Here is a 23,651-nt window from a genome sequence, read left to right on the forward strand (position 1 = left end):
GCCACTGCCTGAAAATTGACCAGCCGGACAGACTCGGCCCGAAAATTGTGCGCCTGCCGGAACAGCGCCCGGTCCGCAGATTGTCCGTCCCGTCAGTTCCTGTCCCATCAGACAGGTTTTCCCGCAGTGAAAACAACGTTCTGCCACGCGATGCCAGCCCCATCGGCCGGGCTGGCTCGCTTCTTGCTCCAGTCCCCTGCGAGAGACGCCAACGCGAAGGGACGAACGCCGTGCCAGCCGCCCAGCCCGCACCGCTCACTCTGGTTCCGCCGGCCGCCGAACCGGCGCCGCGCACCATCGTCGACATCCGCAACCTGACCCTGACCTATCAGGCCGCCGACCATCCGGTCTACGCGCTGAGCGACGTCAGCCTGTCGATTGCCAAGGGCGACTTCATCTCGCTGATCGGCCCCAGCGGCTGCGGCAAGACCACGCTGATGCGGGTGGTCGCCGACCTGGAGCAGCCGACCTCCGGCGAGGTGACGGTCAACGGCATGACGCCGGAACAGGCACGGCTGAAGCGGGCCTACGGCTATGTCTTCCAGGCCCCGGCGCTCTATCCATGGCGCACGGTCGAGCGCAACGTCACGCTGCCGCTGGAGATCATGGGGCTGCCCAAGGCCGAACGGCAGCAGCGCGCCCGCGAGCAGTTGGGCCTCGTCGGGCTGTCGGGCTTCGAGCGCAAGTTCCCCTGGCAGCTGTCCGGCGGCATGCAGCAGCGGGTGTCCATCGCCCGCGCGCTCGCCTTCAACCCCGACCTGCTTTTGATGGACGAGCCGTTCGGCGCACTGGACGAGATCACCCGCGACCATCTGAACCTCCAGCTCACCCGCCTGTGGCTGAGCACCCGCAAGACCTGCATCTTCGTCACCCACTCCATCGCCGAGGCAGTGTTCCTCTCCACCCGCATCGTGGTGATGAGCCCGCGCCCCGGCCGCATCCTCGACGTCATCGACTGCGACGGCGAGCTGCCGCGCGAGCGCACGCTGGACATCCGCGAAAGCCCGGAGTTCCAGCGCATCGCCCACCGCGTCCGCGAAGGGCTGATGGAGGGCCACAGCTATGACGACTAAAACCACCCTTCCGGTCGCCGCGATGGCGCTGGCGGTTCTGGTGCTGTGGTATGCGGGTGCCGTCTGGCTGAACGCGCCGATGGCGACGGATGCGCTGACCCGCGCCGGCCAAAGCTGGACCACCGCCGACCTGATCCGCGCCACGCTGGCGATGAAGCGGCCGATCCTGCCGACGCCGGATCAGGTGGCGGTCGACCTCTACAAATCCTTGACCGGCCATCCGGTGACCAGCATCCGCAACCTGCTCTACCACACCGGCGTCACCGCCGGGGCGGCGCTGGCCGGCTTCGGCATGGGGGTGGTTCTGGGGGTGGCTTTGGCGGCGGGGATCGTCCAGGCGCGCACGCTGGAATCGAGCCTGCTGCCCTGGGTCATCGCCTCCCAGACCGTGCCGATCCTGGCCATCGCGCCGATGATCGTCGTCATCCTCGGCAACATGGGCTTCACCGGACTGCTGCCCAAAGCGATCATCGCCATGTATCTGTGCTTCTTCCCGATCACCATCGGCATGGTGAAGGGGCTGCGCTCCGCCGATCCGCTGACGCTGGACCTGATGCGGACCTACAGCGCCGGGACGGCCCAGACCTTCCGCCTGCTGCGCCTGCCGGCCTCCCTGCCCTACCTGTTCACCAGCCTGAAGATCGCGGTCGCCGCCAGCGTCGTCGGCGCCATCGTCGCCGAGTTGCCGACCGGCGGGCAGGCGGGCTTGGGCGCGCGGCTGCTGTCCGGCTCCTATTATGGCCAGACCGTGCAGATCTGGAGCGCCCTGGTGATGGCAGCATTGCTGAGCGTCACGCTGGTCGCCGCGGTGGGCCTCGCCGAACGGGCGCTGGTGCCGGGCGGCCGCGGAGGTGCGCGATGAAGCGTCCCACCATGGCGCCCTGGCCGCTCGTCATGCTGGCCGCCCCGCTGCTGCCCTTCGCCGGCCTGGACGGCACCACCCTGTTCCTGCCGCAGCTTCCCATCGCACTGGCTCTGTTCGCCGTGACCGTTGCGACGATCCTCGGCCGCCGCCTGCCCGGTTCCACACTGGGCGAGGCCCTGCTCCTGCTGGCCGGGGTTGCTGCCGCCTATGCCGCGCCGCTGGTGCTGCTGACGCAGGGCTATGGCCTCGCCCAGGCCGGCGGCTTGTGGGTCTATCTGGCCGGCGCCACCCTGCTGCTGTGGCGGGTGCTGGCGCTGCTGGCGGAGGCCAGCGGTCCGGCGCGGCTAGCCGGCCCCGCCCTGTTCGGACTGGCGCTGGTGATGCTGTGGGAGATCCTGACCCGCGGCTTTCAGGTCCCGACCATCCTGTTGCCGCCGCCCAGCGCGGTGCTGGCCGCCTTCGCCGTCCATGCCGCCGATCTGTGGGACGATTTCCGCCAGACGGTGCTGATCTCCGTCCTGCGCGGCTATCTGATCGGCTGCGGCGCCGGCTTTCTCGTGGCGATCCTGGCCGACCGGGTGCCTTTCCTGGCGCGCGGGCTGCTGCCGCTCGGCAGCCTCGCCAGCGCGGTGCCGGTGGTGGGAATCGCGCCGATCATGGTGATGTGGTTCGGCTTCGACTGGCAGTCCAAGGCCGCCGTGATCGTGGTGATGACCTTCTTCCCCATGCTGATCAACACGCTGGCCGGGCTGCAGAGCGCCGAGCGCATTCAACTGGACCTGATGCGGTCCTACGGCGCCGGTTACTGGCGCACGCTGGCGATGCTGCGGCTTCCCTGCGCCTTGCCCTTTTTGTTCAACGGACTGAAGATCAACTCAACCTTGGCCCTAATCGGAGCCATCGTCGCCGAGTTCTTCGGGACGCCGGTGGTGGGGATGGGCTTCCGCATCTCCACCCAGGTCGCCCGGATGAATCTGGACGTGGTGTGGGCGACCATCGCCGTCGCCGCGCTCACCGGATCGCTGCTCTACGGCGCCTTGGCGCTGGCCGAGCGGCGCGTCACCGCCTGGCACCCGTCTTTGCGCAAACGCTGACCGCCTTCCTTCAAGCCGAACCAAACCCCAGCCAGAAGAGGATCGACCGCGATGAAGACCCTTGCCTCCGCCGTCCTGCTCGCCGCCACCGCGCTCACCGGCCTCGCCGGCTGGGGTGCGCCGGCCGCCGCCGCCGATGCGCTGACCTTGCAGCTGAAATGGGTCACCCAGGCCCAGTTCGCCGGCTATTACGTCGCGGCCGCCAAGGGCTTCTACAAGGACGCCGGACTGGACGTCACCATCAAGGCCGGCGGCCCCGACATCAACCCGACCCAGATCATCGCCGCCGGCGGCGCCGACGTGATCGTCGACTGGATGCCATCGGCGCTCGCCAGCCGGGAAAAGGGCGTGCCGCTGGTCAACATCGCCCAGATGTTCCAGAAGTCGGGCATGATGCTGACCTGCCGCAAGGACGCCAACATCAAGGATCCGAAGGACTTCAAGGGCAACACGCTGGGCGTCTGGTTCTCCGGCAACGAATATCCGTTCCTGTCCTGGATGAGCAAGCTGGGCTATTCCACCTCCGGCTCCAGCCCCGACGTCAAGGTGCTGAAGCAGGGCTTCAACGTCGATCCGCTGCTGCAGAAGCAGGCGGCCTGCATCTCCACCATGACCTACAACGAATATTGGCAGCTGATCGAAGCCGGCATGAAGGCCGACGAGCTGACCGTCTTCAAATACCAGGACCAGGGCGTCGCGACGCTGGAGGACGGGCTCTACGCCACCGAGAAGTCGCTGTCCGATCCCAAGATCGTCGAAAAGCTGGCGAAATTCGTCAAGGCCTCGGCCAAGGGCTGGGAGTATGCCGCCAAGAACCAGGCGGAGGCGGTGAAGATCGTGCTGGAGAACGACACCACCGGCGCCCAGACCGAGGAACACCAGACCACCATGATGCAGGAGGTCGCCAAGCTGATCGAGGGCGGCGCCAAGGGCACCGGCTATCTCGACCCGGCCGACTTCAACCGCACGGTGGACATCCTGATGTCGGGCGCCTCGGCGCCGGTGATCTCCAAGAAGCCGGAGGGCGCCTTCAGCCACGCGGTGTTCGACGCGGCGGCCAAGCTGTAAGGCTGCCAAAGGCCGGAAAGAAGGGGTGGTCCGCCACCCCTTCTGCTTTTCAGTCCCCCTATTCACAAGACAGACGTGCATTTCTGCCGGTAAAAGACTTTCCGCACGGGGAGCGCAAGAGATATATTAGTAAGCACGGCGTCACGCCGCTGACATGAACGGATCGAACATGGATTCCAACGCGGCCGATATGAATCTGGCGGATGCGACCGCACCGGCGCGCCGCCGCCGCCGCCGGCCCGCCAGCGCCACCGCAAGGCCGGCCCATCGCGGCGCCACCGTGTCGGGCACCATCTACCGCGATCTGCGCGACGACATCGTCTCATTGCGCCGCAAGCCGGGCGAACCGCTGATCGAAAAGGAAGTGGCCGATACCTATGGCGTCAGCCGCACGCCCGTTCGCGAGGCGATGCTGAAGCTGGCCGACGAAGGGCTGTTGGAGGTGTTCCCGCAATCCGGCACCTTCGTCGCCCGCATCCCCTTGAGCGCCCTGCCCGAAGCCATCGCCATCCGCCGCGCGCTGGAAGAGGCGACGGTGCGCTATGCCGCAGAGCAGGCGACCGGCAGCCAGGTGGCCCGCCTGCGCGCCAATCTGGAGCTGCAGCGGGAGATGCAGGAGGCCGGCAATTTCGACGGCTTCCACGATGCCGACGAGGATTTCCACGCGCTGCTGGCGGAGATATCGGGCTATCCCGGCTTCTGGACGCTGACCCAGCAGGTGAAGCGGCAGGTCGACCGCTACCGCCATCTGACGCTGCCGGTCGCCGGCCGGATGGAAAAGGCCCTTGCCGAACACAGCGCCGTGGTCGAGGCGATCGCCGCCCGCGACCCGGACCGTGCCGTCGCCGAGCTGCGCCGCCACCTGACCGACCTTCAGCTGGGCATCGCCGACGTTCAGCGGACCAATCCGCACTATTTCACCAGCTGACTGCGGCGGGGGCGGCAGGCCGCCCTCACACCGTCCGCGTCTCGTAGTCGGTGAAGCTCGCCTTGCGCGGGATGTAACCGCTGGCGAAATGGGACGAGGACACGATCATGTCGGCGGTGGCCTCGTTGCAGGCCATCGGGATGTTGTACAGCGTGGCAAGGCGGGTCAGCGCCTTCACGTCCACGTCATGCGGCTGGGCGGTCATCGGATCGACGAAGAAGACCAGCAGGTCGATCCGCCCCTCCGCGATCATCGCGCCGATCTGCTGGTCGCCGCCGAGCGGGCCGCTCTTCAGCGGGGTCACGTCGAGAGTGGGGTGGGCGGCGCGCACCTTCTGGCCGGTGGTGCCGGTCGCCCAGAAGGCGTTCCCGTCCAGCGTGGCGATGTTGGCGCCGATCCAGGCGATGAGATCCGCCTTGCGGGCGTCATGGGCGACAAGGGCGATGCGCTTGCGCGGCTGCTGGGCGGTCATGGATTTGGTCTCCGGAGAATGCCGCTCTACTGATATATTAGATTGGCCGCAGGCGCAACGCGGGGGCCGCGTCCGGCCAAGCTCCATTGCGTTTGGGTTAGGAGCGGCGGCTTTCCGTTGCGGATGCCCTTCTCCCCTTGCGGGGCGGGATCGGCCAAACGCCAACGGCGTTTTGCCGACCCGCGGGTTGGGATGAGGGGTGCTGCGGCCGTAGGCCGTTGGAAATACTAGATTTGCGTCCCCTCACCCCAACCCCTCTCCCACAAGGGGAGAGGGGCTTTGTCTGTGAACAAAATCCGTATGCGATAGCCCTGTCCAACCGGCCGGCACGGCATTCCCGCGATTTTGTCGCGCATTCTCCGCCGGGTGAAATGTCCGACCCTCCATCATTAGAGCTTGCCCGTTTTACTAGTATATTAGTATGATCGAGACAGACTCGCCGGATCGCCGGCCATCCCGAATTCGAAGGACCCGACCGACATGAAAATCTCCGTCCGCCACGCTTCCCACCCCGATGCGGTGCGCAGCTTCGATTCCGAGACGCTGCGCGACCATTTCCTGGTCCCGACCCTGTTCGAGGCGGACGAGACCGTCTTCACCTACAGCCATGTCGACCGTTTCGTCGTCGGCGGCGCCATGCCGGTCGCCGGGCCGGTCAAGCTGGTGTCGTCCAAGGAGATCGGCTCGCCCAACTTCCTCGACCGGCGCGAGCTGGGCGTGGTCAATGTCGGCGGCCCCGGCCGCGTCACCGTCGACGGCGCGGTGTATGAACTGGCGCCGCGCGACGCCCTCTATGTCGCGATGGGCAGCAAGGACGTCACCTTCGAAAGCCTGGACCGCAGCGAGCCGGCCAAATTCTACCTGAACAGCACGCCGGCCCATGCGCGGTTCGAGACGATGAAGATCTCCATCGGGCAGGCCAAGGCCGTGCATCTGGGCGACCCGGCCCAGTCGAACGAGCGCACCATCTACCAGATGATCCACCCGGACGTGGTGCGCACGGCGCAGCTGGTGCTTGGCATGACCGTGCTGAAGCCGAACAACATGTGGAACACGATGCCGTGCCACACCCATGACCGGCGCTGCGAGGTCTATTTCTACTTCGACCTGCCGGAGGATGCCCGCGTCTTCCACCTGATGGGCGAGCCGGAGCAGACCCGCCACATCGTCGTCGCCAACGAGCAGGCCGTGATCTCCCCGCCCTGGTCGATCCATTCCGGCGTCGGCACCCGCAACTACACCTTCATCTGGGCGATGGGCGGCGACAACCAGGACTTCACCGACATGGACTTCGTTGCCATGGACCGCCTGCGCTGAGGCCGGAGGCAGCCATGACCGGATCCATGAGCAAGCCCTTCGATCTGTCCGGCCGGACGGCGCTGGTCACCGGCGCCAACACCGGCATCGGCCAGGCCATCGCCGTGGCGCTGGCCGAGGCCGGCGCCGACGTGGCGGTGGCCGGCCGCACCCCGCCGGTGGAAACGCAGGAGATGGTGGAGCGCGCCGGCCGGCGCTTCGTCGCCATCTCCGCCGACTTCACCAGCATCGAACCGGTCCCCCGCATCATGGAAGAGGCGGTCGCAGGGCTGGGCCATGTCGACATCCTGGTCAACAATGCCGGCATCATCCGGCGCGCCGATTCCATCGACTTCAGCGAAGCCGACTGGGACGACGTGATGAACGTCAACATCAAGTCGGTGTTCTTCCTCTGCCAGGCCTTCGCCCGCCATGTCTTCGCGCGCCGGGCAGCGGGTGGGAACTCGGGTGAGGACGCCAAGGGCAAGATCATCAACATCGCCTCGATGCTGTCCTTCCAGGGCGGCATCCGGGTGCCGTCCTACACGGCCTCCAAAAGCGGCATCGCCGGCGTCACCAAGCTTCTGGCCTGCGAATGGGCGGGCAAGGGCATCAACGTGAACGCCATCGCTCCGGGCTATGTCGAGACCAACAACACCACGGCTCTGCGCGCCGACGAGACGCGCAATGCCGAGATCCTGGCGCGCATCCCGGCCGGGCGCTGGAGCGTGCCATCCGACATGGCCGGTCCGGCGGTGTTCCTGGCCTCCGACGCCTCGGACTATGTCCACGGCATCACCCTGCCGGTCGATGGCGGCTGGCTGGCGCGCTGACGGGAACCAACCCCCGCTGCCGCGCCCGTCCGGGGCGGCGGCGGGACCTCAGGGGAAGAAGGAAGAAGACCAATGACCACCGACGTGTTCGTGACCGCGGACGATATCCCGTGGCAGGATCTGGGCGACGGGGTGCGGCGCAAGATCCTTGGCTACAACGACGCCATGATGATGGTTCGGGTGGAGTTCGAGGCCGGCGCCATCGGCGCGCAGCACCGCCACCCGCATGTCCAGTGCGCCGTGGTGGAGAAGGGCTCCTTCGACGTCACCATCGACGGCCGCACCAAGCGGCTGAACACCGGCGACGGCTATATGGTGCCGTCCAACGTGCTGCATGGCGTGGTTGCCCTGGAGCCGGGCGTGCTGCTCGACATCTTCACGCCGATCCGCGAGGATTTCCTGGGCGAGCCGGTGGCCTATGCCGCCGCGGCGGACGCGCCTTCGGCCTGACCGGGCTCGGCTGTCGATCCCGATGGAGGGAGACGGCGAAGGCTTGCCATCAGCCTTCGGCGCCTCCATCAGCGTCGGCACGCTTCGATCCCCGTGGGCCAATCGTTCGATGGCCGCTTGAAACCTGCTGCCGTGCAATGGCCTTGAGCTTGTGGCCAACCTCGACGATGGCATCCAGGGCCGGCACCAGTTCCTGGCCGAGCGGCGTAAGGGCGTACTCCACCGAAGGCGGCGTCGTCGGCTGGATGCTGCGGGTGATGACACCGCGGTTTTCCAGTTCACGAAGCCGTTGCGACAGGACCTTGGCCGAAATCGGCGGGATGTCGAGGCGCAATTCGTTGAATCGCCGTGGACCGGCGCGCAGGTGCCAGATCACGTTCGGCGCCCAGGCTCCGGCGATGACCGCCATGCACTCGGTCAGAGCGCAAGTCTGCGGCGGAGGCGCGCTCCGGTTCTTTCTGACTTTCAAACTCATGAGAACGATCAGGTTACTGCAGGGAAACCTGAATACGAAGTAACCGATGGAAACTTGGTTGGCAAGGGTAACTTCGCTCAATAGAGTCCGGCCATCCCCACAACCAAGGAAGTTTCCATGCGGCTCTACTTCAAGCCCGGCGCCTGTTCGCTGTCGTCGCGGATAGCGCTCGTCGAGATCGGACTGGCCTATGATGCCATCCGGGTCGACACCGAAACCGGCCTGACCGAAGCCGGGGACGCCTATCGCACCGTCAATCCCAAGGGCTATGTGCCGGCTCTTGAACTGGAGGACGGCTCCGTTCTGACCGAGAACCCGGCGATCCTTCAATTCCTCGCCGATACCCATCCCCAAGCGTCTCTCGCGCCGGCCTGCGGCACCATGGAGCGTGCGCGTCTGCAGGAATGGCTCAACTTCACCTCGTCCGAGCTGCACAAGGCATTCAGCCCCTATTTCAGCGGACATCCGCTCGGAGAGGCGGAAAAGGAGCAGGTCGAAGGCCGCCTGGCCTGGCGGGTGGGGGATGTGGAGCGCGGCCTTGCCGACGGCAGGGACTTCATCCTCGGCAACGGCTTTACCGTGGCGGATGCCTATCTGTTCGTCGTCCTGAACTGGTCGGGTTTCATCGGGTTCGATCTCGCCCGCTGGCCGCATGTGGCGGCCTATGTGGCGCGCATCGCCACCCGGCCGTCCGTTCGCGATGCCATGCGTCAGGAAGGGCTGATTGCCGACGAGGCCGCAGAATGACCCGGACCCTGAACGACATCGGCGACCTCCTCCAGGACTATTTCGACGCACTTTACTTCTGCGACGTCGACAAGCTTCAGAGTGTCTTTCACCCGAGGGCGATCTATGCGACCGCCGACGAGACGCCGCTGCTCTATCGCACCATGGAAGACTATGTGCCGGTCGTCGCCGCCCGCCAGTCGCCGGCCTCGCGCAACGAGGCTCGGCGCGACCATATCGACGCCATCGATCTGGCCGGCGAAAACACCGCGGTCGCCCGCGTGCGCTGTTCGATAGGCCAGCGCGATTTCGTCGATTTCCTCACCCTGGTGCGCACGGATGGCCGGTGGCGGATCATCGCCAAGGTCTTTCAGATCATCGAACGCCAGCCATAGGGAGCGACAGATATGCCGTATGTTAACATCAAGATCACGCGCGAAGGCGCGACGCCGGAACAGAAGGCCGAGCTTATCAGGGGCGTGACCGACCTTCTGGTGGACGTGCTGGACAAGACCCCTGCGACCACCTTCGTCGTCATCGACGAGGTCGATATGGAGGATTGGGGGGTCGGCGGTCTTCCTGTCGCGGAGTACCGGAAAACCCTCGGCACGTGATCGTGGGCTCCCGGCGAGCCCGGGCCTCGGAGACCGCGGTAGACCGGCCCTCCCTCGAGCCGGCCCTTAAACCGGGTCTCCCGGCGCGGTGAAATAGCGCGGATAGTCGCGGCGGATGTCGGCGACCGAGATCTGCAGATCGTCCAGATGCTCGTCCAGCGCCCTGATGGCGGCTGCCGGATCGTTGGCCGCGATGGCGTCGACGATGGCGGTATGCTCGGCGATCACCTCGGCGACACGGCCGAGGACCGGCAGGGTCAGCAGGCGGTAACGGTCGATCTGCACCTTGGTCTGCTGGATCAGCGTCCAGAATCCGGGATAGCCGGCGATCTCCGCGACCAGAGCGTGGAACGCCTCGTCGGCCTGATGGAAGCCGGGGAAATCGGCGGCCTCCTGCATCTCTTTCTGCAACTCCAGATTGGCTCGCAGCGCTGCGATCTGGCTGCGCGTGGCACGCGCCGCGGCATAGCGCACCGTCGCCTCTTCCAGCGCCTTGCGGATGGCGAAGGCTTCCGGCAGGCCGTCCAGCGGGATACGCGCCACGAAGGTGCCGGATTGCGGGAAGATCTCGATTAGCCCCTCGTCGGCCAGCTTCAGCACCGCTTCGCGCACCGGCGTGCGGCTGACGCCGTAGGTTTCGGCGATCTGCTTTTCGGCGATGGCGTCGCCCGGCTTGCGCTTCAGCGAGACGATCTCGCCCCGCAGGTCGCGGTAGATGCGCGACGCCACCGTCGCGGCACGGCGCGGCGGGCGGACCGTCGCGGCCGGCACCGCAGCACGTCGGGCGGTTGCAGGGGCCAGGCCGCCTTCATCGTCTGTCGTCGCGACCTTCTTCACCGATGACTCCATTCCGGCAGGCATGTAACGGGGCGGCAGTCTTCCGCCCATGGGACGTTCCTCATGTCCTGCAATCTACCCGCCCCTCTTCACCAAGGTCAAACCCGTCGCCAGCATCATGCCCGGCCTTCTGCACGGATCGGGTGCGGCGACTGGGCGCAGGCCTTGCGGGCATCCACACCCCGCCACGGGAAGGATTGGGCTTGCAATCATATCTGATATATTAATATTATACGACCAGCCGGTAGGGACGGTCCCCCGCACGGACCCCGCCTTTCTCCCCACCCTGCTTTTGTCACTCTCTTGCAGCGCAGAGGCTTCCGATGCTTCACCCCGACCGTCTGTTCCCGAGCGACCCGACGCAGCGCGCCATCGCGCGGCGCCTCTACGGCGAAGTCAGCGCCCTGCCGATCATCAGCCCGCACGGCCACACCGATCCGTCCTGGTTCGCGAAGGACGAGGCGTTCCCCGACCCGGCGAGCCTGTTCGTCAAGCCCGACCATTATGCCTTCCGCATGCTCTACAGCCAGGGAATTCCGCTGGAGCAGCTGGGCGTACCGCGCAAGGACGGCGGGGAGACCTCGTCCGACAATCGCGCCATCTGGCGCCTGCTGGCCTCCAACTGGCACCTGTTCCGCGGCACACCGACGTCGATGTGGCTGACCCACGCCTTCGAGACGGTGTTCGGCGTCACCGAGCGTCTGAGCGCCGCCAGCGCCGACCGCATCTATGACCGCATCGAAGAGTGCCTGCACAAGCCGGAATTCCGTCCGCGCGCCCTGTTCGAGCGCTTCAACCTCGAAGTGCTGGCGACCACCGAATCGCCGCTCGACACGCTGGAGCACCATAAGGCGATCCGCGAGAGCGGCTGGAAGGGCCGGGTCATCACCGCCTTCCGTCCCGACCCGGTCGTCGATCCGGAGTTCGAGGGCTTCCGCGACAACCTCGCCGAACTGGCCCGCATCACCGGCAAGGACACCGCGACCTGGGACGGCTATCTCGCCGCCCTCGCCGACCGCCGCCTCTATTTCAAGAGCTTCGGCGCCACCTCGACCGACCACGGCCACCCGACGGCGGCGACCGCCGATCTGGCTCCCGCCGAAGCCGCCAAGCTGTTCGACATCGTCCGCCGCGGCGGCGCGACGGCCGAGGAGGCCGAGCTGTTCCGCGCCCAGATGCTGACGGAAATGGCGCGGATGAGCCTGGAGGACGGTCTGGTCATGCAGATCCACCCCGGCTCATTCCGCAACCACAACACCATGCTGTTCCAGCGCTTCGGCCGCGACAAGGGCGCCGACATTCCCAGCGGGACCGAATATGTCCGGGCGCTGAAGCCGCTGCTCGACCGCTTCGGCAACGAGCGCGACCTGACCATCATCCTGTTCACGCTGGACGAGGACAGCTATTCCCGCGAGCTGGCGCCGCTGGCCGGCCATTACCCGGCTCTGCGCGTCGGCCCGGCCTGGTGGTTCCACGACAGCCCCGAGGGCATGCGCCGTTACCGCGAGATGATCACGGAGACCGCCGGCTTCTACAACACCGTCGGCTTCAACGACGACACCCGCGCCTTCTGCTCGATCCCGGCCCGCCACGACGTGTCGCGCCGCGTCGACTGCAGCTTCCTCGCCCGGCTGGTGGCCGAACACCGGATGGAGGAGGACGAGGCGGCGGATCTGGCGGTCGACCTCGCCTACCGCCTCGCCAAGAACGCCTACAAGCTGTGATTGGTTGAGCTGTGATTGGTTGAGCTTTACGACCAGCGAAGCCCCTCTCCCTTGATGGGAGAGGGGTTGGGGTGAGGGTGGCGCCGGCCACTGCCGGCCGGAACCCCGCTCCCGCCCCTATCGGGCGGGCCGCACCCCTCACCCCAACCCCTCTCCCGCAAGGGGAGAGGGGCCTGCAAGTCTCCTCAAGGACCTCCTCCATGGCATCGCTGACCATCCGCCTGCACCCCGCCGACAACGTCGTCGTCGCCGGCGCCGACCTGGAGCCCGGCACGAGCCTGCCCGGCACCGAAGTCGCGACCACCGGGCCGGTGCCGGCCGGGCACAAGGTCGCGGTGCGCGCCATCGCGCCGGGCGAGCCGGTGCGCAAGTACAATCAGGTCATCGGCTTCGCCACCGCGGCGATCCAGCCGGGCGACCATGTCCACGTCCACAACATGGGCATGGGCAGCGATTTCGAGCGCGATTACGCCTTCGGCGCCGACGTCCACCCGGTGGACATGATCCCGGAGGCCGAGCGCGCCACCTTCCAGGGCATCCTTCGCCCGGATGGCCGCGTCGCCACCCGCAACTACATCGGCGTGCTGACCTCGGTGAACTGCTCCGCCACCGCGGCGCGGATGATCGCCGACCATTTCCGTGGCTCCGCGCTCGCCGCCTACCCCAACATCGACGGCGTCGTCGCCCTGACCCACGGCTACGGCTGCGGCATGGCCGGCAGCGGCGAGGTGATGGACACGCTGCGCCGGACCATCGCCGGCTACGCCCGCCACCCGAACTTCGCCGCGGTGATCCTGCTGGGCCTCGGCTGCGAGGTGAACCAGATCGACAAGCTGATGGAGGCCACCGGGCTTGAGGCCGGCGCCCGCGTCATCCCCATCGGCATCCAGGACATGGGCGGCACCGCCGCGGCGGCCCGTGAGGGCATCCGCCGGATCGAGGCTCTGCTGCCGGAGATCGACGACGTCAAGCGCCAGACCCTGCCGGCCAGCCACCTGACGCTGGCTCTGCAATGCGGCGGCTCCGACGGCTATTCGGGCATCACCGCCAACCCGGCGCTGGGCTATGCCGTCGACATGCTGGTCCGCAACGGCGGCACCGCGGTGCTGAGCGAGACGCCGGAGGTCTATGGCGCCGAGCATCTGCTGACCCGCCGCGCCGTCCGCCGCGAGGTGGGCGAGGCGCTGGTCGAGCGCATCGGCTGGTGGGAGGAATACACCAGCCGCACCGGCGGCGAGATGAACAACAACCCGTCGCCCGGCAACAAGAAGGGCGGCCTGACCACCATCCTGGAAAAGTCGCTGGGCGCGGTCGCCAAGGGCGGCACCACCCCGATGACCGCCGTCTACCGCTATGCCGAGCCGATCACCGACAAGGGCTTCGTCTTCATGGACACGCCCGGCTACGACCCGGTGTCGGCGACGGGGCAGGTGGCGGGCGGCGCCAATGTGCTGTGCTTCACCACCGGCCGCGGCTCGGTCTTCGGCTGCAAACCGACGCCCAGCCTGAAGCTGGCGACCAACAGCACGCTGTTCCGCCGGATGCCGGACGACATGGACATCGATTGCGGCGCCATCGCCACCGGCGACGCCACCATCGAGGAGGTCGGCCGCGCGATCTTCCAGCTGGTTCTCGACACCGCCTCGGGCCGCAAGACCAAGAGCGAGGAACTCGGCGTCGGCGCCGATGAATTCGCTCCTTGGCAGATGGGAGCGGTCATGTAAAGGGTCCGCCCCCTTTTCCATGACCGATGACGAGCCGGCGCCATGCCAGACAACACCACCCCGCGCACCGATGCCGAAGCCGGTCCCGAACCGGTGAACGCCCCGCAGCCCCCGATCCAACCGGCAGGACCGTGCGCGAAGGGCACGGAGCCGATGCGGGCGATCCTGCTGGTGGTGCTTGGCGTGGCCTGCCTGTCCTGCTCGGACGTGACCGCGAAGTATCTCGCCCGGACCCTGCCGCCGGCCGAGATCGTCTGGATGCGCTATGTCGTCTTCTCCGCGCTTGTGATGCCGCTCGCCCTGCGCGGCGGCTCCTTGCGGGTGCTAAAGACGACGCGGCCAGGGCTGCAGATCCTGCGCGGCCTGGGCATGCTGGGCTCGGCCCTGTTCTTCATCATGGCGATGCAGCATCTGCCGCTGGCCGAGGCCGCGGCGATCAGCTTCGTCTCGCCCGTCTTCGTCACCGTGCTGTCGATCCTGCTGCTGAAGGAGACGGTCGGCATCCGCCGCTGGGCGGCGCTGCTGGTGGGGCTGGCCGGTGTCGTCATCGTCATCCGGCCGGGTGCGGACGGCTTCAACCCCGCCACGCTGCTGCCGGTCCTGACCGCCTTCAGCTGGGCGCTGGGTCTGGTGGCGACGCGCAAGATGACGGTGCGGGAAAATCCGCTGACCACCATGGTGTGGAGCGCACTCACCGGCCTGATCCTGCTGACGGCGCTGCTTCCCCTGCATGCGGTGTGGCCGACGCCGTGGGAGATGTTTCTCGGCGCCTTCATCGGGCTGATCTACACGGCCGCGCAATGGCTGCTGATCCTGGCCTACCGCCAGGGCGAGGCATCGGTGCTGGCGCCCTTCACCTATGTCCAGCTGATCTGGTCGACCGCGCTGGGTTTCCTCGTCTTCGGCGCGGTGCCCGACCATTGGACCTTCGTCGGCACCGGCGTGATCATCGCCAGCGGCCTCTACACCGCGCACCGCGAACGGATGCGGGCGAGAGAACGCCGCTTGGCGGCATGAAATAGGATTTGCCGGGGCGATCCCCGGCTTGTGGAGAAGAAACATGACCGACACGCCCAACCGCGTCGCCGCGCTCGGCGAATGCATGATCGAGATGTTCCGGCGGCCGGACGGGTCGCTGACCATGGGGTTCGGCGGCGACACGCTGAACACCGCGGTCTATCTGGCGCGTCTGGGCACGCCGGTCGACTATGTCACCGCTCTCGGCGACGACAGCATCAGCGACGGCATGGTGGCCGCCTGGGCGGCGGAAGGTGTCGGCACCGGGCATGTCCTGCGGGTGCCGAACCGCCTGCCCGGCCTCTACCTGATCGAGACCGATGCCAGCGGCGAGCGCCGCTTCCTCTACTGGCGCGACAAGGCCCCGGCGCGCGAGCTGTTCGCCCTGCCCCAGACGCCGGAACTGTCCAAGGCGCTGGAGGGTTACGGCATCGTCTATCTGTCCGGCATCAGCATCGCCATCCTGGGCGAAGAGGGCCGCGAGCGCCTGTTCGAGCTGCTGCAGCGGGTGCGGGCGCGCGGCGGCAAGGTCGCCTTCGACACCAACTGGCGCCCGCGCCTGTGGCCGGACATCGGGACCGCCCGCACCGCCTTCGACCGCATGCTGCGGCTGACCGACATCGCGCTGCCGGGCGTCACCGACCTGCGCGACCTCTATGGCGACGCCGATGCCGACGCCGTGCTGGCCCGCGTCCGCGACGCCGGAGTCGGCGAGATCGTCCTGAAGCTGGAGCAGCCCGGCTGCGTGGTGATCGAGAATGGCGAGGCCGTCGAGGTGCCGGCCCAGAAGGTCGCCACGGTGGTCGACACCACGGCGGCCGGCGACAGCTTCAGCGCCGGCTATCTGGCATCCCGCCTGCGCGGCGAAGGCCCGGTCGACGCCGCCCGCGCCGCCCACAGGCTGGCCGCCGCCGTCATCCAGCACCGCGGCGCCATCATCCCGCGCGAGGCGATGCCGGCCTGACCGCGCAGGAGAAAGGGGACGGTGACCGTCCCCTTTGCGTTCCTATTTCTGCTGATCCTTGCGCGAAGCGCCCATGCCGCCGGTGGCGTCGGGCAGCGGGGTGTGCCCGGTGTTGCCGGTACGGTGCTGCGGATCGTCGCCGGCCCGCGGCGTGTTGCCGGTGGACATGGCGTCGACGGCGCGCCTGGTCTGCTCGCCGCCCTTTCGCCCGTCCTGCTCGTAGCCGGACAGATCGCCGGCGGCCGTGTCCTTGGCCTGATCGATCACGTCCCGCATCCGCTCATTGTCGCCCTGGGCCTGATCCTGCCCGCTGCCCTCGTTCTGGCCCTGCTCCTGATGGTTCTTGTCGCTCATGGCGCTTCCTTTCGTTGGCGTGGTGATGGCGCCGGCCGGCTGACCGGCCGCGTCGCCCCTCCCTTCAACAACCGGAGCGGAGCCGCAAAGTGCGCTGCGCAAAAGCGGTAGGACGCGACCTCTACCGCAAGGCCACCCCTTCATGGGCCAGCAGCCAGCGCTTGCGCTCCACCCCGCCGCCATAGCCGGTCAGCGCCCCGCCGGAGCCGATCACCCGGTGGCAGGGCACCACGATGCTGACCGGGTTGGCGCCATTGGCATGCCCCGCCGCCCGCACCGCCGCCGGACGTCCGGCCAGCGCCGCCAGTTCGCGGTAGCTGACGGTGCCGCCGCAGGGAATCCCGCGGAGTGCCGCCCACACCGCACGTTGGAACGGCGTTCCGCCGGTGCGCACCGGCAGCCGGTCGATGATGGCGAGGTCGCCCGCGAAATAGGCATCCATCGCCCGCGTCAGCCCGCCCGGATCGTCTGACGGCCGCAATTCGTAGCCGCCGGGATGGTGCAGTCGCAGCAAGCGGTGCAGCCGGTCCTCGTGGTCGGCCCAGTCGATGGCGCGCAGGGCGCCTTCGTCGTCCGCGATGACGATCAACTCGCCGATGGGAGTGGCCGTGCGGTCGATCAGGAGGCTGGACGAAGCGGGCATGACGGCACCCCATATCCCTGCTGCATAGGCGCGCTGCCGAAATTGAAGGCAGCGCCGTCGCAACGCAACCCTTTGATAGGGCGCAATTTCCTGTATTCATCCTCCGCGCTTTCCATGCGTTTCTTGCGTTCCGCCGCCAAAAGAGGCGCCAAAAGGCCGAGTTGCGTGCAATCCGCATGGCTGGCATGATCGGACCATGCCTGTCCATACCGTCAGTTCTTGACCGAACAGTCAGCTTTTCCGCCGCCCGTGCCCCTTGGCTATGCTGGTTGGTTCTCTTGGCACGCGGGTTGCTGACGCTTCGGTAGACACGCCGCTCCGCGACCGAAGGGAAGCCATCCGCCATGACCCTGATCGCTACGCTTGCCACCACCCCAAGGCCCGACGCGGACCAGCCGCCTTCGCCCTATGCCGACCTGACCCCGGCGATGACGCCGGTGCAGGCGCTGGCCGAGTCGAACCGCTGCCTGTTCTGCTACGATGCCCCCTGCATCAAGGCCTGCCCGACCGGGATCGACATTCCGGCCTTCATCCGCTCCATCGCCACCGGCAACCTGAAGGGCGCCGCGACGACGATCCTGTCGGAGAACATCATGGGCGGCACCTGCGGCCGCGTCTGCCCGACCGAGACCCTGTGCGAACAGTCTTGCGTCCGCAACCGGGCGGAGGACCGCCCCGTCGCCATCGGCCGGCTGCAGCGCCATGCCACCGACCGCCTGATAGATGGCGAGCCCACCCACCCCTTCGCCCGCACCACCGCGACCGGCAAGCGCGTGGCGGTGGTGGGCGCCGGCCCGGCCGGCCTGTCCTGCGCCCACCGCCTCGCCACGCTGGGCCATGAGGTGACGGTGTTCGAGGCCAAGGCCAAGTCCGGCGGCCTCAACGAATACGGCCTCGCCCCCTACAAGATGGCCGACGATTTCGCCCAGCGCGAGGTCGCCTTCATCCTTGGCGTCGGCGGCATCAGCGTGGAGCATGGCCGCAAGCTGGGCGCCGACCTGTCGCTCGACAGCCTGCGCACCGACTTCGACGCGGTGTTCCTGGGCGTCGGCCTGGGGTCCAACAACCGCCTCGGCATCCCCGGCGAGGAGCGTGCGGGCGTGGAGGACGCCACCGCCTTCATCGAGCGCGTGCGTCAGGCTCTCCCCGGCCAGCCGCCGGCCGTCGGCCGCAGCGTCGTGGTGATCGGCGGCGGCAACACCGCGGTTGACGCCGCCATCCAGGCCAAGCGCCTGGGTGCGGAGGACGTGACCCTGGTCTATCGCCGCGGCCGTGCCCAGATGGGCGCCACCGCCTGGGAGCAGGAGCTGGCGCAGACCGAGGGCGTCGTGCTGAAGACCTTCGCCGCGCCCAAAGAGATCGGCGAGACCACCATCACCTTCGAACGCACCCGGCTGAATGACGGCAAACTGTCCGGCACCGGCGAGACCTTCACTCTCCAGGCCGATATGGTGCTGAAGGCAGTGGGCCAGAAACTGTCGGCCGACGCGCTCGACGGGCTGCAAATCGCCGGCGGCAAGATCGCCATCGACGCCACCTACCGCACCACGCTGCCCAAGGTCTGGGCCGGCGGCGATTGCGTCGCGACGGGCGAGGATCTGACGGTCCAGTCCGTGCAGGACGGCAAACTCGCCGCACTCGCCATCCACAGCCACCTGACCGCCTGAGGAAAGGGAGCCAAATCACCATGGCCGATCTTCGCAGCACCATCGCCGGCATCCGCTCCCCCAACCCCTTCTGGCTGGCCTCCGCCCCGCCGACCGACAAGCTGACCAACGTCGTCCGCGCCTTCAAGGCGGGTTGGGGCGGTGTCGTCTGGAAGACGCTGGGCGAGGACCCGCCGGTGGTCAACGTCTCCAGCCGCTACGGCGCGCATCTCGACACCGACCGCCGGATGATCGGGCTGAACAACATCGAGCTGATCTCCGACCGGCCGCTCGACGTCAACCTGCAGGAGATCATCCAGGTCAAGCGCGACTGGCCCGACCGCGCCATGGTCGTCTCGCTGATGGCGACCATGACCGAAACGGCCTGGGCCGGCCTCGCCCGCCGCATCGCCGAGACCGGGGCGGCCGATGGGCTGGAACTCAATCTCGGCTGCCCGCACGGCATGTGCGAGCGCGGCATGGGCTCCGCCATCGGGCAGGTGCCGGAGATGGTGGAGCAGGTCACGCGCTGGGTGAAGAACGCCGTCAATCTGCCGGTGATCGTCAAGCTGACCCCCAACATCACCAACATCCTGTGGTCGGCCGAAGCGGCCAGGCGCGGCGGCGCCGACGCGGTGTCGCTGATCAACACGGTCAATTCCATCGTCGCGGTCGATCTCGACGCCATGGCGCCGACCCCCGTGGTCGACGGCAAGGGCAGCCATGGTGGCTATTGCGGCCCGGCGGTGAAGCCCATCGCGCTGAACATGGTGGCGGAGATCGCCCGCAATCCGGAGACGCGAGGCCTTCCGGTCAGCGGCATCGGTGGCGTGACGACATGGCGCGACGCGGCGGAGTTCCTGGCGCTGGGCGCCACCAACGTCCAGGTCTGCACCGCCGCCATGACCTACGGCTTCAAGATCGTCGAGGACATGATCGGCGGCCTGTCCAACTGGATGGACGAGAAGGGATACCGGACGCTGGACGAGCTGAGCGGCCGCGCGGTGCGCAACGTCGTCAACTGGAACGACCTGAACATGAACTTCTCGACCAAGGCGGTGATCGACCCCGCCTTGTGCATCGACTGCGGCCGCTGCCACATCGTCTGCGAGGACACCTCGCACCAGGCGATCCGCATCGACGCCGGGGAAGGCCGCCGCGTCTTCACCGTGGTCGACGAGGAGTGCGTGGGCTGCAACCTGTGCAGCCACATCTGCCCGGTGCCGGACTGCATCACCATGGTGCCGGAGCAGACCGACCTGCCTTACGTCACCTGGCCCAACGACGCCCGCAACCCGATGCGCGTCCCCGAAGCCGCCGCCAAATAAACGACGTTCAGGAGAGAGCAACATGTCCACCCCGCAGAATGTCGCCGTGAACGGCTCGCGCCTGTGGCAGAGCCTGATGGACATGGCGCAGATCGGCGCCACGCCCAAGGGCGGCGTGTGCCGGCTGGCGCTGACCGACCTCGACAAACAGGGCCGCGACCTGTTCGTGCGCTGGTGCGAGGAGGCCGGCTGCACGGTGTCGGTCGACCGGATGGGCAACATCTTCGCCCGCCGCCCCGGCCGCGACGACAGCCTGCCCCCGGTCATCATGGGCAGCCACCTGGACAGCCAGCCGACCGGCGGCAAGTATGACGGCGTCTATGGCGTGCTGGCCGGGCTGGAGGTGGTGCGCAGCCTGAACGACATGAACTATGTCACCGAGGCCCCGGTGGAGGTCGCGGTCTGGACCAACGAGGAAGGCTCGCGCTTTGCCCCGGCCATGGTGTCGTCCGGCGTCTTCGCCGGGGTGTTCGATCTCGACTATGGCCTCTCGCGCGCCGACCTCGACGGCAAGACGATGGGCGAGGAGCTGGCCCGCATCGGCTATGCCGGCGACCGGGAGGTCGGGGGCCGCAAGGTCGGCGCCTATTTCGAGGCGCATATCGAGCAGGGTCCGATCCTGGAGATCGAGGGCAAGACCATCGGCGTCGTCACCGACTGCCAGGGCCAGCGCTGGTACGAGATCACCTTCACCGGTCAGGAGGCCCATGCCGGCCCGACCCCGATGGTCCGCCGCAAGGACGCCCTGCTCGGAGCGGCCCGCGTCGTCGATGCGGTGAACCGCATCGGCATGAAATACGGCCCGCTGGCCTGCGCCACGGTGGGGCTGATGCAGATCCACCCCAACAGCCGCAACGTCATCCCCGGCCGCGTCTTCTTCACCGTCGATTTCCGCCACCCGGACGACACCATCCTCGCCGCCATGGACGGCGAGCTGCGCGCCGAGGTGGAGCGCATCGCCGGAGAGATCGGGCTGGAGAGCGATTTCCAGCAGATCTGGTACTACGCCCCGATCAAGTTCGACGAGAGCTGCGTCGCCGCCGTCCGCAAGGGGGTGGAACGCACCGGCCACAGCTTCCGCGACATCGTGTCGGGCGCTGGCCACGACGCCTGTTACCTGTCCAAGGTCGCGCCGACCGGCATGGTCTTCATCCCCTGCATCGACGGCATCAGCCACAACGAGGTCGAGGAGACGACCCCGGAATGGTCGACCGCCGGCTGCGAGGTGCTGCTCCACGCCGTGCTCGACCGCGCCGATGCCATGGCCGAGCAGGTGAAAGCCCCTGCGTGATACGCTCCCTCTCCCGGGACGGGAGAGGGCACCTCAACAGCAATGGCGAAGGCGATGACGCGAGCGGCTGCCGATACAGCGGACTCCACCCAGCCCCAGGGCCGCATCCGGCGTGAGAATGTCGAGCGCATCCTGAAGGCGGCCGAGCGCGTCTTCGCCGAGGCCGGTTTCGCCGGCGCCACCATGGCCGACATCGCCGAGCGGGCCGGACTGCCCAAGGCCAACCTGCATTACTATTTCGGCACCAAGGACGATCTCTACCGCGCGGTGCTGGACAACATCCTGCGGATGTGGCTGGCCCCCATCGCCTCCTTCACCCCCGACGCCGATCCGGCGGAGACGCTGACCGCCTATGTCACCGCCAAGATGGAGGCGTCGCGCACCCGTCCGCACGCTTCCAAGGTCTTCGCCAACGAGATCCTGCATGGTGGGACCCAGGTCGAACGCTTTCTGGCGGAGGACCTGAAATCGCTGGTCGACGCCAAGGCCGCCGTCATCGACGGCTGGGTCGCCGCCGGCCGCATGGCGCCGGTGGATGCCCGCCAATTCCTGTTCATGATCTGGGCGGTGACCCAGCATTACGCCGATTTCGACATCCAGATCCGCAAGGTGCTGGGCCGCCGGACCCTGACCCGCCAGGACTTCGCCGCCATGACGGCGGAGGTGCTGCGCATGGTCCTGCGCGCCGCCGGGCTACCGGAACCGCATGTCGCCGAACCACAAACAGCTGAAACGCCCATCGACTCCGCCCAACCAATCCTTTGAGGGAGCGCCCGAGCATGTCCACCATCCTGATCCGCGGCGGCACCGTCGTCACCGCCGAGCACACGCGCCGCGCCGATGTCCTCTGCCAGGACGGCATCATCACCGCGGTGGGCGACATGCTGGACGCGCCGGCAGGGGCCGAAATGGTTGATGCCGGCGGCTGCTACGTCATGCCCGGCGGCATCGACCCGCACACCCACATGGAACTGCCCTTCATGGGCACGGTGACGACGGAGGATTTCTTCAGCGGCACCGCCGCCGGCTTCGCCGGGGGGACGACGATGATCATCGACTTCGTCATCCCCAACCCGAAGCAGAGCCTGATGGAGGCCTATCATACGTGGCGCGGCTGGGCGGAGAAGGCGGCCGGCGACTACAGCTTTCACGTCGCCGTGACGTGGTGGGACGAGAGCGTGCGGCAGGACATGGGCACGCTGGTGGCCGAGCACGGGGTGAACAGCTTCAAGCACTTCATGGCCTACAAGAACGCCATCATGGCCGACGACGAAACGCTGGTGAACAGCTTCCAGCGCTGTCTGGAGCTGGGTGCCATCCCGACCGTTCATGCCGAGAATGGCGAGCTGGTCTTCCAGCTGCAGAAGAAGCTGCTAGCCCAGGGCCTGACCGGACCGGAGGCCCACCCCCTCTCTCGCCCGCCGGAGGTGGAGGGCGAGGCCGCCAACCGCGCCATCCAGGTCGCCAAGGTGTTCGGCGTGCCGGTCTACATCGTCCATGTCTCGGCCAAGGAGGCTCTGGAGGCCATCGAGCGCGGCCAGAACGGCGGCCAGCGCGTGTTCGGCGAGGTGCTGGCCGGCCATCTGCTGATCGACGACAGCGTCTACCGCAGCCCCGACTGGGACTTCGCCGCCGGCCATGTCATGAGCCCGCCCTTCCGCCCCAGGGAGCATCAGGACGCCCTGTGGCGCGGCCTCCAGGCGGGGCACCTGCACACCACCGCCACCGACCATTGCTGTTTCTGTGCGGAGCAGAAGGCGATGGGCCGCAACGACTTCACCAAGATTCCGAACGGCACCGCCGGCATTGAGGACCGCATGACCGCGCTGTGGACCCACGGCGTCAACACCGGCCGGCTGACGATGAACGAGTTCGTCGCCGTCACCTCGGCCAACGCCGCCAAGATCTTCAACCTCTACCCGCGCAAGGGCTCGGTCAGCGTCGGGGCGGACGCCGATCTGGTGGTGTGGGACCCGAAGGCGACCAAGACCATTTCGGCCAAGACCCAGATGCAGAAGGTCGGCCTGAACATCTTCGAAGGCATGACCGTCACCGGCACCCCGGCCTATACGCTGAGCCAGGGCCGCATCGTCCATGCGCTGGGCGAGAGCCGCGCCGTCCGCGGTGCCGGCCGCTACGTCAACCGCCCCGCCTTCCCGCCGGTCTACGAAGCGGTGGCGAAGCGCAACGCCCTGAACGTCCCGGTGGCGGTGGAGCGGTAAGCCGGCC

General features: G+C 67.6%; 25 protein-coding genes. 20 read left to right on the forward strand and 5 right to left on the reverse strand.

The features are described 5' to 3' along the window. Positions 1-260 precede the first annotated feature (260 nt). The 5 genes from AZOLI_RS26395 to AZOLI_RS26415 all read left to right on the forward strand — a co-directional run bounded on the left by AZOLI_RS26395 (position 261) and on the right by AZOLI_RS26415 (position 5,028). Positions 261-1,073: an ABC transporter ATP-binding protein gene (locus AZOLI_RS26395; protein ID WP_044553391.1), complete on the forward strand. Its 813-nt coding sequence runs from the start codon at positions 261-263 to the stop codon at positions 1,071-1,073. After that, the gene (locus tag AZOLI_RS26400) at positions 1,063-1,935 is read left to right on the forward strand and encodes an ABC transporter permease (protein ID WP_044553219.1); all 873 of its coding nucleotides are present in this window, start codon (positions 1,063-1,065) and stop codon (positions 1,933-1,935) included. The genes AZOLI_RS26395 and AZOLI_RS26400 overlap by 11 nt, the downstream gene beginning before the upstream one ends. Continuing rightward, positions 1,932-3,032 carry an ABC transporter permease gene (locus AZOLI_RS26405; protein WP_014189714.1) on the forward strand — a complete coding sequence of 367 codons (1,101 nt, stop codon included), beginning with the start codon at positions 1,932-1,934 and terminating at the stop codon, positions 3,030-3,032. The genes AZOLI_RS26400 and AZOLI_RS26405 overlap by 4 nt, the downstream gene beginning before the upstream one ends. Positions 3,033-3,083: 51 nt before the next feature. Then, complete coding sequence (locus tag AZOLI_RS26410; protein ID WP_014189715.1) at positions 3,084-4,100, forward strand: ABC transporter substrate-binding protein; 1,017 nt, start codon at positions 3,084-3,086, stop codon at positions 4,098-4,100. A gap of 169 nt (positions 4,101-4,269) precedes the next feature. Continuing rightward, a complete protein-coding gene (locus tag AZOLI_RS26415) occupies positions 4,270-5,028 on the forward strand; it encodes a GntR family transcriptional regulator (protein WP_014189716.1) in 759 nt (252 codons plus the stop codon). Between the two features lie 25 nt (positions 5,029-5,053). On the opposite strand, the gene AZOLI_RS26420 is transcribed toward AZOLI_RS26415, so the two are convergent. After that, positions 5,054-5,500, reverse strand: a complete 447-nt coding sequence (locus AZOLI_RS26420) for a methylglyoxal synthase (RefSeq protein WP_014189717.1) — start codon at positions 5,498-5,500, stop codon at positions 5,054-5,056. A gap of 480 nt (positions 5,501-5,980) precedes the next feature. On the opposite strand from AZOLI_RS26420, the gene kduI reads away from it, so the two are divergent. The 3 genes from kduI (at position 5,981) to AZOLI_RS26435 (ending at position 8,079) form a co-directional block, all read left to right on the forward strand. Next, positions 5,981-6,817, forward strand: a complete 837-nt coding sequence (gene kduI / locus AZOLI_RS26425; protein ID WP_014189718.1) for a 5-dehydro-4-deoxy-D-glucuronate isomerase — start codon at positions 5,981-5,983, stop codon at positions 6,815-6,817. A 26-nt stretch (positions 6,818-6,843) separates the two neighbouring features. Beyond that, positions 6,844-7,629, forward strand: a complete 786-nt coding sequence (kduD, locus tag AZOLI_RS26430; RefSeq protein WP_044553393.1) for a 2-dehydro-3-deoxy-D-gluconate 5-dehydrogenase KduD — start codon at positions 6,844-6,846, stop codon at positions 7,627-7,629. A gap of 72 nt (positions 7,630-7,701) precedes the next feature. Next, positions 7,702-8,079: a cupin domain-containing protein gene (locus AZOLI_RS26435; protein ID WP_014189720.1), complete on the forward strand. Its 378-nt coding sequence runs from the start codon at positions 7,702-7,704 to the stop codon at positions 8,077-8,079. Between the two features lie 49 nt (positions 8,080-8,128). On the opposite strand, the gene AZOLI_RS26440 is transcribed toward AZOLI_RS26435, so the two are convergent. After that, on the reverse strand, positions 8,129-8,554 hold the full coding sequence (locus tag AZOLI_RS26440) for a winged helix-turn-helix transcriptional regulator (protein WP_014189721.1): 426 nt from the start codon (positions 8,552-8,554) through the stop codon (positions 8,129-8,131). 117 nt (positions 8,555-8,671) lie between these two features. Between AZOLI_RS26440 and gstA the strand changes: the two genes are divergently transcribed. From gstA to AZOLI_RS26455, 3 genes are read left to right on the forward strand one after another with little or no spacing between them, the layout of a single operon-like run. Then, on the forward strand, positions 8,672-9,301 hold the full coding sequence (gene gstA, locus AZOLI_RS26445) for a glutathione transferase GstA (RefSeq protein WP_014189722.1): 630 nt from the start codon (positions 8,672-8,674) through the stop codon (positions 9,299-9,301). Continuing rightward, positions 9,298-9,675, forward strand: a complete 378-nt coding sequence (locus AZOLI_RS26450; RefSeq protein WP_014189723.1) for a nuclear transport factor 2 family protein — start codon at positions 9,298-9,300, stop codon at positions 9,673-9,675. The genes gstA and AZOLI_RS26450 overlap by 4 nt, the downstream gene beginning before the upstream one ends. A 12-nt stretch (positions 9,676-9,687) precedes the next feature. Beyond that, the gene (locus AZOLI_RS26455) at positions 9,688-9,894 is read left to right on the forward strand and encodes a tautomerase family protein (protein WP_014189724.1); all 207 of its coding nucleotides are present in this window, start codon (positions 9,688-9,690) and stop codon (positions 9,892-9,894) included. A 66-nt stretch (positions 9,895-9,960) separates the two neighbouring features. On the opposite strand, the gene AZOLI_RS26460 is transcribed toward AZOLI_RS26455, so the two are convergent. Then, positions 9,961-10,743, reverse strand: coding sequence for a GntR family transcriptional regulator (locus AZOLI_RS26460; RefSeq protein WP_044553223.1), 783 nt, complete (start codon positions 10,741-10,743; stop codon positions 9,961-9,963). 311 nt (positions 10,744-11,054) lie between these two features. Between AZOLI_RS26460 and uxaC the strand changes: the two genes are divergently transcribed. The 4 genes from uxaC (at position 11,055) to AZOLI_RS26480 (ending at position 16,160) form a co-directional block, all read left to right on the forward strand. Further along, complete coding sequence (gene uxaC / locus AZOLI_RS26465) at positions 11,055-12,455, forward strand: glucuronate isomerase (RefSeq protein ID WP_014189726.1); 1,401 nt, start codon at positions 11,055-11,057, stop codon at positions 12,453-12,455. 200 nt (positions 12,456-12,655) lie between these two features. After that, on the forward strand, positions 12,656-14,179 hold the full coding sequence (locus tag AZOLI_RS26470; protein WP_014189727.1) for a UxaA family hydrolase: 1,524 nt from the start codon (positions 12,656-12,658) through the stop codon (positions 14,177-14,179). A 42-nt stretch (positions 14,180-14,221) separates the two neighbouring features. Further along, positions 14,222-15,196: a DMT family transporter gene (locus tag AZOLI_RS26475; protein ID WP_014189728.1), complete on the forward strand. Its 975-nt coding sequence runs from the start codon at positions 14,222-14,224 to the stop codon at positions 15,194-15,196. 43 nt (positions 15,197-15,239) lie between these two features. Then, entirely contained in the window at positions 15,240-16,160 is a 921-nt protein-coding gene (locus AZOLI_RS26480; RefSeq protein WP_014189729.1) for a sugar kinase, read from the forward strand. Between the two features lie 42 nt (positions 16,161-16,202). On the opposite strand, the gene AZOLI_RS26485 is transcribed toward AZOLI_RS26480, so the two are convergent. Together AZOLI_RS26485 and ogt are read right to left on the reverse strand one after the other, a co-directional pair. After that, positions 16,203-16,514 carry a hypothetical protein gene (locus tag AZOLI_RS26485; protein WP_014189730.1) on the reverse strand — a complete coding sequence of 104 codons (312 nt, stop codon included), beginning with the start codon at positions 16,512-16,514 and terminating at the stop codon, positions 16,203-16,205. A gap of 121 nt (positions 16,515-16,635) precedes the next feature. Further along, entirely contained in the window at positions 16,636-17,157 is a 522-nt protein-coding gene (ogt, locus tag AZOLI_RS26490; RefSeq protein ID WP_014189731.1) for a methylated-DNA--[protein]-cysteine S-methyltransferase, read from the reverse strand. Positions 17,158-17,501: 344 nt separating this feature from the next. Between ogt and AZOLI_RS26495 the strand changes: the two genes are divergently transcribed. The 5 genes from AZOLI_RS26495 to hydA are packed head-to-tail and all read left to right on the forward strand — an operon-like array spanning position 17,502 to position 23,644. Beyond that, positions 17,502-18,824 (forward strand): NAD(P)-dependent oxidoreductase, encoded by a 1,323-nt coding sequence (locus tag AZOLI_RS26495; protein WP_014189732.1) that lies wholly within the window; start codon positions 17,502-17,504, stop codon positions 18,822-18,824. A gap of 20 nt (positions 18,825-18,844) precedes the next feature. Further along, positions 18,845-20,131 carry an NAD-dependent dihydropyrimidine dehydrogenase subunit PreA gene (gene preA, locus AZOLI_RS26500; protein WP_014189733.1) on the forward strand — a complete coding sequence of 429 codons (1,287 nt, stop codon included), beginning with the start codon at positions 18,845-18,847 and terminating at the stop codon, positions 20,129-20,131. Positions 20,132-20,153: 22 nt separating this feature from the next. Then, positions 20,154-21,422: a Zn-dependent hydrolase gene (locus AZOLI_RS26505; protein WP_014189734.1), complete on the forward strand. Its 1,269-nt coding sequence runs from the start codon at positions 20,154-20,156 to the stop codon at positions 21,420-21,422. A 54-nt stretch (positions 21,423-21,476) separates the two neighbouring features. Next, the gene (locus AZOLI_RS26510; RefSeq protein WP_244442654.1) at positions 21,477-22,187 is read left to right on the forward strand and encodes a TetR/AcrR family transcriptional regulator; all 711 of its coding nucleotides are present in this window, start codon (positions 21,477-21,479) and stop codon (positions 22,185-22,187) included. 14 nt (positions 22,188-22,201) lie between these two features. Further along, a complete protein-coding gene (hydA, locus tag AZOLI_RS26515; protein ID WP_014189736.1) occupies positions 22,202-23,644 on the forward strand; it encodes a dihydropyrimidinase in 1,443 nt (480 codons plus the stop codon). The last annotated feature ends 7 nt before the right edge of the window (positions 23,645-23,651 follow it).

Source organism: Azospirillum lipoferum 4B (assembly GCF_000283655.1).
In the GTDB taxonomy this organism is placed as follows: Bacteria; Pseudomonadota; Alphaproteobacteria; order Azospirillales; family Azospirillaceae; genus Azospirillum; species Azospirillum lipoferum_C.

Bases quoted from the DNA above. Each gene is read 5' to 3' on its own strand.
- AZOLI_RS26400 (WP_044553219.1), top strand. From the start codon at position 1,063: ATGACGACTAAAACCACCCTTCCGGTCGCCGCGATGGCGCTGGCGGTT.
- AZOLI_RS26405 (WP_014189714.1), top strand. From the start codon at position 1,932: ATGAAGCGTCCCACCATGGCGCCCTGGCCGCTCGTCATGCTGGCCGCC.
- AZOLI_RS26410 (WP_014189715.1), top strand. From the start codon at position 3,084: ATGAAGACCCTTGCCTCCGCCGTCCTGCTCGCCGCCACCGCGCTCACC.
- AZOLI_RS26415 (WP_014189716.1), top strand. From the start codon at position 4,270: ATGGATTCCAACGCGGCCGATATGAATCTGGCGGATGCGACCGCACCG.
- AZOLI_RS26420 (WP_014189717.1), bottom strand. From the start codon at position 5,500: ATGACCGCCCAGCAGCCGCGCAAGCGCATCGCCCTTGTCGCCCATGAC.
- kduI (WP_014189718.1), top strand. From the start codon at position 5,981: ATGAAAATCTCCGTCCGCCACGCTTCCCACCCCGATGCGGTGCGCAGC.
- kduD (WP_044553393.1), top strand. From the start codon at position 6,844: ATGAGCAAGCCCTTCGATCTGTCCGGCCGGACGGCGCTGGTCACCGGC.
- AZOLI_RS26435 (WP_014189720.1), top strand. From the start codon at position 7,702: ATGACCACCGACGTGTTCGTGACCGCGGACGATATCCCGTGGCAGGAT.
- AZOLI_RS26440 (WP_014189721.1), bottom strand. From the start codon at position 8,554: ATGAGTTTGAAAGTCAGAAAGAACCGGAGCGCGCCTCCGCCGCAGACT.
- gstA (WP_014189722.1), top strand. From the start codon at position 8,672: ATGCGGCTCTACTTCAAGCCCGGCGCCTGTTCGCTGTCGTCGCGGATA.
- AZOLI_RS26450 (WP_014189723.1), top strand. From the start codon at position 9,298: ATGACCCGGACCCTGAACGACATCGGCGACCTCCTCCAGGACTATTTC.
- AZOLI_RS26455 (WP_014189724.1), top strand. From the start codon at position 9,688: ATGCCGTATGTTAACATCAAGATCACGCGCGAAGGCGCGACGCCGGAA.
- AZOLI_RS26460 (WP_044553223.1), bottom strand. From the start codon at position 10,743: ATGGAGTCATCGGTGAAGAAGGTCGCGACGACAGACGATGAAGGCGGC.
- uxaC (WP_014189726.1), top strand. From the start codon at position 11,055: ATGCTTCACCCCGACCGTCTGTTCCCGAGCGACCCGACGCAGCGCGCC.
- AZOLI_RS26470 (WP_014189727.1), top strand. From the start codon at position 12,656: ATGGCATCGCTGACCATCCGCCTGCACCCCGCCGACAACGTCGTCGTC.
- AZOLI_RS26475 (WP_014189728.1), top strand. From the start codon at position 14,222: ATGCCAGACAACACCACCCCGCGCACCGATGCCGAAGCCGGTCCCGAA.
- AZOLI_RS26480 (WP_014189729.1), top strand. From the start codon at position 15,240: ATGACCGACACGCCCAACCGCGTCGCCGCGCTCGGCGAATGCATGATC.
- AZOLI_RS26485 (WP_014189730.1), bottom strand. From the start codon at position 16,514: ATGAGCGACAAGAACCATCAGGAGCAGGGCCAGAACGAGGGCAGCGGG.
- ogt (WP_014189731.1), bottom strand. From the start codon at position 17,157: ATGCCCGCTTCGTCCAGCCTCCTGATCGACCGCACGGCCACTCCCATC.
- AZOLI_RS26495 (WP_014189732.1), top strand. From the start codon at position 17,502: ATGACCCTGATCGCTACGCTTGCCACCACCCCAAGGCCCGACGCGGAC.
- preA (WP_014189733.1), top strand. From the start codon at position 18,845: ATGGCCGATCTTCGCAGCACCATCGCCGGCATCCGCTCCCCCAACCCC.
- AZOLI_RS26505 (WP_014189734.1), top strand. From the start codon at position 20,154: ATGTCCACCCCGCAGAATGTCGCCGTGAACGGCTCGCGCCTGTGGCAG.
- AZOLI_RS26510 (WP_244442654.1), top strand. From the start codon at position 21,477: ATGACGCGAGCGGCTGCCGATACAGCGGACTCCACCCAGCCCCAGGGC.
- hydA (WP_014189736.1), top strand. From the start codon at position 22,202: ATGTCCACCATCCTGATCCGCGGCGGCACCGTCGTCACCGCCGAGCAC.